The organism is Anaerotruncus sp. AF02-27, assembly GCF_003465835.1.
Classification (GTDB): Bacteria; Bacillota; Clostridia; order Oscillospirales; family Ruminococcaceae; genus Anaerotruncus; species Anaerotruncus rubiinfantis.
The window spans coordinates 39,464-46,214 of record NZ_QSBX01000017.1; the positions used below are offsets into that span (position 1 = coordinate 39,464).

General features: G+C 54.3%; 6 protein-coding genes. 4 read left to right on the forward strand and 2 right to left on the reverse strand.

Annotation, left to right across the window (positions count from 1 at the left end):
• Positions 1-22 precede the first annotated feature (22 nt).
• Together DWV16_RS12820 and DWV16_RS12825 are read right to left on the reverse strand one after the other, a co-directional pair.
• The gene (locus DWV16_RS12820; RefSeq protein ID WP_118479592.1) at positions 23-1,717 is read right to left on the reverse strand and encodes a DHHW family protein; all 1,695 of its coding nucleotides are present in this window, start codon (positions 1,715-1,717) and stop codon (positions 23-25) included.
• Between the two features lie 24 nt (positions 1,718-1,741).
• Entirely contained in the window at positions 1,742-3,151 is a 1,410-nt protein-coding gene (locus DWV16_RS12825; RefSeq protein WP_118479594.1) for an MBOAT family protein, read from the reverse strand.
• Positions 3,152-3,430: 279 nt separating this feature from the next.
• On the opposite strand from DWV16_RS12825, the gene DWV16_RS12830 reads away from it, so the two are divergent.
• The 4 genes from DWV16_RS12830 to DWV16_RS12845 all read left to right on the forward strand — a co-directional run bounded on the left by DWV16_RS12830 (position 3,431) and on the right by DWV16_RS12845 (position 6,605).
• The gene (locus DWV16_RS12830; protein ID WP_066454762.1) at positions 3,431-4,291 is read left to right on the forward strand and encodes a DMT family transporter; all 861 of its coding nucleotides are present in this window, start codon (positions 3,431-3,433) and stop codon (positions 4,289-4,291) included.
• A gap of 105 nt (positions 4,292-4,396) precedes the next feature.
• Positions 4,397-5,143, forward strand: coding sequence for a coenzyme F420-0:L-glutamate ligase (locus DWV16_RS12835; RefSeq protein ID WP_079988076.1), 747 nt, complete (start codon positions 4,397-4,399; stop codon positions 5,141-5,143).
• 330 nt (positions 5,144-5,473) lie between these two features.
• The gene (locus DWV16_RS12840; protein ID WP_066454759.1) at positions 5,474-6,247 is read left to right on the forward strand and encodes an SDR family oxidoreductase; all 774 of its coding nucleotides are present in this window, start codon (positions 5,474-5,476) and stop codon (positions 6,245-6,247) included.
• A 19-nt stretch (positions 6,248-6,266) separates the two neighbouring features.
• Positions 6,267-6,605 (forward strand): hypothetical protein, encoded by a 339-nt coding sequence (locus DWV16_RS12845; protein ID WP_118479596.1) that lies wholly within the window; start codon positions 6,267-6,269, stop codon positions 6,603-6,605.
• Positions 6,606-6,751: the final 146 nt, after the last annotated feature.

A 6,751-nucleotide genomic window follows, 5' to 3' on the forward strand; every position in this document is an offset into this window, starting at 1 on the left:
CGCGCACCCCCTTTTTCGGAATTTATCCGCCGTCCATGTTCTTCTTCTTTTTGGCAGACCGTTCTCGGTCGTCCATCTCTTCCTCATCGTCCGGCTGCACTTCGGAGGAGGATTTCTCCATCTGCTGCTTTTTCGGCTTTTCCTCCGTTTTGAGTTCAGCAGGTTCTTCCTTTGCGGGTTCCGGCGCCGGCGGGACAAAGACCTGATGCCGCAGGTTGTCAATGCAGCGGATGTGGTACGGTGTGCATGCCGCAAAGGTGTTGTTGGCAAAGACAAGCTCGTTGATTCCATGTTCCCTGATGAAATCGACCGCGCCAAGCTGGAAGTACCTCTGGTCAACGATATAAACTTCTTCGTAGTGATTGATCAAAAAGGGAGCGAACGCATTGCCGAACGATTCCTTGACCACCATGATTTTGCGTCCGTTCGGGATGCCTGTATGCACCTGGATCAGTGGGAAATCACCCTGCAGGAAAACCGAATAACTGTTTGGGCTCTGCGCATATTCGCCCCATAGGTTGTGCCGGATCGGATAATACGGCGCGTTTGGCATGAACCGTTCGGCCGTGTATGGCTGTTTGAAAAGATAATAGTCCACATAATCCGGTTCTTTGAGCAGTGTGGAATCCTGCGTCTGCGCATACATGGTGCCGATAAAATCGGTGAGCCTGCGCGTTTCAAAGTCACTGACCGAAAGCGGTTCAAAGCCTGCCTGTTCGCAGAAAGCGGTGTAGGCATAATAAGCGCCCAGCCCGGTCCAGTGGTGGTCAGTACGGAAATAGATATATTCGCTGGTGTGCTCGGCAAGCTTCGTCCAGGCATCCACCTGTTTGATCGCCGGGTCGAGCGTACTGTAGATGTGGTCAATCATCGCCTTCTGGCTCTGGGTGAGGTCGCGGTACCGTTCCGGTACATAGAACTCGCCCGCCGTCGGGATCACCATATTATAAATCTGCACATCCGGCAGTTCCTCGTGATAGGCATTCAGAACCTGCGCATACCATTCGCCGTTGGCGGGCAGCCCGCCGAAGAGCGACATCGCCCGGCCCTTATAAACCAGGATGCCATTGCTGATCGTGCTCGCTTCACCCGTGCCGTCGTCCTGGGGCGCGGCCGGTTCGGAAGGCGCCGGAGATTCCGGTGCGCTGCTCTCGGGCATATCCGCTTCGGACGGCGCAAAAGCCCCCGAAGACGCTTCGGCGGCGGAAACGGCGTCCGTTTCCGGCTGAGCAGGCGCTTTGGCGTCGCCGGACGCTGTGACCGGCACATCCTGGACCTCATTCATGCCGCCGTTATGCACGATACGCACATCGTCCTTCCGGATGCCGTGCGCTTCATCGATCACAGCGGAAAAACTTACAAACCATTCGCGCAGCGGGAAGGTGTCCGCGAAGTAAGTTTCCAACCCGCGGGTATATTCCCCGGAAAACAGTGTTTCTGCCGAAAATTCCGGGAGCTTGGCAAGATCCCGTTTCTCGACCTGAGAAAATTCCGGTTTCGGCAGGAAGATCCCACCCAGGAAAAACATCCCCAGCACACATAGGAACACAGCGATATTCACCCAGGAAACCCGCCGCAGCCATTCCATGGAAAGCTTTAATCGGATCAGCAGATAATACCGTTCCCGCGTATCCTCCGGGCGCGCCACACGCGGCGATCCGCCTGCGGCAGGCGGCCGGTAGCGATATGGTTCTGATTTTTTGTTGCGGTCTCTCATGCGGTATCTCCAGTCGGAAGGATTTTAGAATCGATAGTAAAGAAACGGATTGTAGCTCTGCCCAACAAGCTGGGCGGTGCAGATGAGCAGCAGCGCCAGGTTTATGAACGCCTGCCCGCACAGGGCGACCTGGATGCGGCCCGCATTCATCCGCTCACTCACCTCTCGCTTGATTTCCTTGACAATCGGCAGGCAGAACACGACCGCCAAAATCAGCCAGAAAAGGTTGTTGAGCAAGGTGATTTCGACCTGGCTGTCCCACAGCCGGTTTCCCGAAAGGCCGAACATCACCGAAAGGTAGCCGCCCAGCCGTTTCATGTCGGTGAAATAGAAAAGCACCCATCCGACAACCGCGATCAATAACAGATAAAGATGCTGGACAACGGCCGGGAGCCGCTGCAAAATCCCCAGCAAAAATTTCTTTTCCAGCGCGATGAAAAAGCCGAAATAAAGTCCCCACAGAATGAAATTCCAGCTTGCTCCGTGCCAGAAACCGGTCAAAAACCACACCGCCAGAAGGTTCAGGTACTGATGCTTGCGGTTGCCGCCGAGCGGAATATAGACATAATCCCGGAAAAACGAGGAGAGCGAAATATGCCACCTGCGCCAAAACTCGGTGGCTGATTTCGCGATGTAGGGATAGTTGAAGTTCTCCTTATAATGAAAACCGAACATCCGTCCAAGTCCGATGGCCATATCGGAATAGCCGGAAAAATCGTAATAGATCTGCAGCGTAAACATGAGTGCGCCGAACCAGGCCCCCGCCACCGAAAGGCCCGAAAGCCCAGCGCCCATATACTGATCCACCAGCTTTCCAGCCGCGTTTGCGACGATTACCTTTTTGCACAGCCCATAGATAAGCCGCGTCGCGCCTTCGGAAAAGCTTGCGGCGTCGACGGTGCGGTGCCGTATTTCACTCGCCACGTCGGCGTAGCGCACAACTGGCCCCGCCACCAGCTGATGGTACATCGAAAGGTAAAGCAGGTAGTAAACTGGATTCTGCTGCGCCTTGGTGTCTCCGCGATAGACGTCGATGACATAGGAAATGGTCTGGAAGGTGTAAAACGAGATGCCGATCGGCAATGCAAACGCGGGAACCGGGAACGCCGTCCCCAGAATAGCGTTCAGATTCTGCACCAGAAATCCACTGTATTTGAAGGTGATAAGCAGTCCCAGATTGAGACAGAGCGACGAAACGGCCGCCGCTTTCGCCACCCAGGAACCACGGTACCGTTCGATGAGCCGCCCATGCATATAGTCAAACGCGGCCGAGGTCATAAGCAAAAAAACCCAGACCGGCTCGCCCCACGCATAAAATAGGAATGAGAAGCAGACCAGTACCAGGTTGCGGTATACAATTTTTTGGGAAAGAAAGTAAAACAGCAAATTCAGCGGCAAAAACAGATACAGGAACAGCAGATTTGCAAAAACCATTTATTTCTCCTTGACCGCCCGCATGAACAGGCGGCAGAACAATCTACACCGCAGCGGCGGCAAAAACCAGTGCGCCGGATAAGCCCCGCCGCCATCCGAGGGGAGCGCTTTTGCCTTGAAACAGAAACCGTCCCCAACAGGGCCGCGCATGATATTACTATTATACACAGAACCTGCCAAATAATAAAGTGGAATTTTCTAGTACGGCTTGTTTTTTCCATGCAATTACGGTAGTATTAGACTATGTTTGTGAATTGCAGAATGGCAGGGGATTTTTTGATGAAAGCGCTCGACGAACAGAAAAAAGGCATGCTGATGATGTGCGCCTGCGCGGGGCTTTGGAGTATCTCCGGGCTCTTTATCAAGCTGCTGCCCTGGAACCCGTTGGTCATCACCGGCTGGCGCAGCCTGATCGCCGGCTTCTGCGTCCTGATCTATATGCGGTTTTCCCGGCTGCGCGTGCGGGTCAATCACTATTCCCTGGCGAGCGCGTCGCTCATGGTGGTCGTTATGTTTGCATTTGTCAGCGCAACCAAGCTCACCACCGCCGCGAATGCGATCGTTTTGCAGTTCACCGCGCCGGTTTTCGTTATGATTCTTTCCGCGCTGCTGTTCCATCAGCGTTTTTCACGCGCCGATATTTTCACAGTCGCAGCTACGATGGGCGGCATCGCGCTCTTCTTTTTTGACCAGCTCGACCTCGGCAGCCTGATCGGGAATCTGCTTGCGATCGGCGCGGGCCTTGGCTTCGGTTGCATGTTTTTGGTGAACAGCCGCGCGAATATGGAGGAACGGATGAGCGGCATCCTGCTCGGGCAGTTCGTCTCGGCATTCATTGGCATCCCCTTGATGTTTGTCTTTGACACGCCGCTGAACTCCGCTTCCATCTTCTCGATCCTCGTTCTCGGCATCTTCCAGCTCGGCATCCCATATATCCTATACGGCTGTGCGCTCAAAAGCTGTCCTCCGCTCGCCTGTTCCCTGCTCGACGCGGTGGAACCGCTCCTAAACCCGGTCTGGGTGTTCCTCGTGACCGGCGAACGGCCCGGCGCATTTGCGCTGTGCGGCGGTGTAATTGTCATCGTCACTATCACGCTCTGGTGTGTGCGGCGGGACAAGGTGGTGGGGTCTGAAGTCTGAAGCAGTGGACGCCGGGAATTGACGGGACAGGCCCTTTATTGTATAATTTGAATGTTTTCATTCCAGAATAGCGATATGAATAAATTGGTAAGGCAGGCGTTTTAAATGGCAAACGAAGTCAATGAAGCAAACCAAGCCGCCGGGCAGCCGGAAGCGGCGGCCGGATATGTGGTAAATCCGGAGAAGAACGAAGTCATCACAGTGGACGGTGTGGATTACCGCAGGCTCTGCATCAAAACCCATGTCATCACCGATGCGGACAACATTGTTGAGGTTGCGGACAAGTATGGCTCCCCGGTCCTGCAGGATGGCGACATCCTTTTCATCACCGAGAAAGCGGTCGCCTGCACCCAGAAACGCGCCATCCCCCTGAAGGACATCCATCCCCGCCCGTTGGCGCGGTTTTTAAGCCGTTTTGTTCTGCGCACCCCCTATGGCATCGGCCTCGCGATGCCCGAAACCATGGAAATGGCCCTGCGGGAATGCGGTACTATCCGCATCCTTTTTGCGGCGGCGGTTTCCGCCGTTGGCAAGCTGTTCGGTATCCGCGGATGGTTCTACAATATTGCCGGCTACAAGGCGCGCAGTATCGACGGGCCCTGTGATTTTACCCTTCCGCCATATAATGAATATGTCGTCCTCGGCCCGGACAAGCCGGACGAGGTGGCCGCCGATATCGCAAAAAAAATCGGGCACCCGGTTGCCATCACCGACATCAACGACCTCGAGGGACAGATCCTCGGCACCTCGGACAAATCAATCGACCGCGGCCTGCTCTGCAAAATTCTCAAGGACAACCCCCTTGGCCAGTGCAGCGAACAAACCCCTATGGGCGTCATCCGCAAAGCGTAAAACCAAACTCCCCGACCGATTGGCCGGGGAGTTTTATGTTGCAGCATGGAGAAAAATCTCTTTCATTTTTATATAGATTGCCAGCCGTTTCCGGCTGGCTTTTCCTTTGTTTTGTGCGAGTTCCCAAAGAATGGCTCTTTAAAATATACCATATTTGTATAAGATAATTTTTTATCAATTCGAATCAACTAAAATCTCATTAAAAGCTCCATCAAAGCGCATTAAATACCAATTGTGAAAGAAATATTAAAATTGACAATTTAAAAAACGGATGATAATCTAAAAGCATCCAATAAATTATTATCATTCATAGAATGGAGGAATGCATCAATGGCAATCTATGTCATGACCGGCGCGACGACGGGCATCGGTGCCGCTGCCCGAGAGAAATTGCAGGAACAAGGGCATGAGGTATTCAATATTGACTACAAGGGCGGCGATTACACCGCCGACCTTTCCACTCCGGAAGGCCGAAAAGGCGCCATCGCAGAAGTCCACCGGCGTTTTCCGGACGGCATCGACGCAATGATCTGCAATGCAGGCGTCGGCCCCACCGCGCCGATCCCCGTGATCTTCGCGCTCAACTTTTTCGCTTCGGTTCAATTGGCCGAAGGAGTCCGCGATCTGCTCAAAATGAGAAAAGGATGCTGTGTCATCACCTCCTCCAACTCGATCACCAATATGACGGTACGAATGGACTGGGTCGACATGCTCGCCAATGTCATGGATGAAGAACGCGCGATGGAATTTGCCAAAGACCTCCCGCGCGAATTGGCCCCATCCGCTTACAGCTCCTCCAAACGCGCGCTCGCCAAATGGGTGCGCCGGGTTTCGCCCTCCTGGGCTGCGGACGGGCTGCGGATTAACGCGGTCGCGCCCGGCAACACCACCACCCCCATGACCCAGAGTATGACCGCCGCGCAGATGGATGCCGCGCTGCTGATCCCGATCCCCACCCGGTACGGCCGCCGGGAATTCCTCGATGCGGTCGAAATCGCCAACGGCATCTGTTTCCTTGCCTCAAAGGAAGCAAGTGGGATCAACGGTATCATTCTCTTTGTGGACGGCGGCATCGACGCGCTGCTGCGCTCGGAACAGATTTAAGGAAAGGAGCATCCGAACGATGAAAATTCTCGAACAATATATCCACTGCATGCAGGAAGGCAACTGCGCTTGCCTTGCGGACCTCTTTAACGATTACGGCGTGCTGCACGATTCCTCGCTCATCAAGGTCGGGCAGGATACCCTGCATCTCGAAGGGAAAATGGCCATCGAAATGATGTTCCATCATAAATTCGGCTTTAACGGCGGCCCGTTCCGGATCACTTCGGTGAAACACCTCAACGACACTACCGTCTGGTATTTCATCACCTATAACGGCAAGGTCGTTCCGGTCACCGCCTTCCTTTCCGAAATCGACAGCGAAGAAAAAATCAAACGTCTCAATATTTACCCACTCTGAAGCACGAAAGACTTGCGGCTCCCGTCCGCAAGTCTTTCGTGCTCCTCGCCCTTCCCCACGGGCCCCTTCCTTCCAAAGTGAGAGGCCCAAATCGTGCCGCAGGCACTCCTTGTACCTCATCCGCCGCTTTTGGCGGCGGGGCGGCG

What these genes read in the sequence shown, in the direction of transcription:
- DWV16_RS12845 (WP_118479596.1), top strand. Translation starts at nt 6,267, where the DNA reads ATGAAAATTCTCGAACAATATATCCACTGCATGCAGGAAGGCAACTGC.
- DWV16_RS12820 (WP_118479592.1), bottom strand. Translation starts at nt 1,717, where the DNA reads ATGAGAGACCGCAACAAAAAATCAGAACCATATCGCTACCGGCCGCCT.
- DWV16_RS12830 (WP_066454762.1), top strand. Translation starts at nt 3,431, where the DNA reads ATGAAAGCGCTCGACGAACAGAAAAAAGGCATGCTGATGATGTGCGCC.
- DWV16_RS12840 (WP_066454759.1), top strand. Translation starts at nt 5,474, where the DNA reads ATGGCAATCTATGTCATGACCGGCGCGACGACGGGCATCGGTGCCGCT.
- DWV16_RS12825 (WP_118479594.1), bottom strand. Translation starts at nt 3,151, where the DNA reads ATGGTTTTTGCAAATCTGCTGTTCCTGTATCTGTTTTTGCCGCTGAAT.
- DWV16_RS12835 (WP_079988076.1), top strand. Translation starts at nt 4,397, where the DNA reads ATGGCAAACGAAGTCAATGAAGCAAACCAAGCCGCCGGGCAGCCGGAA.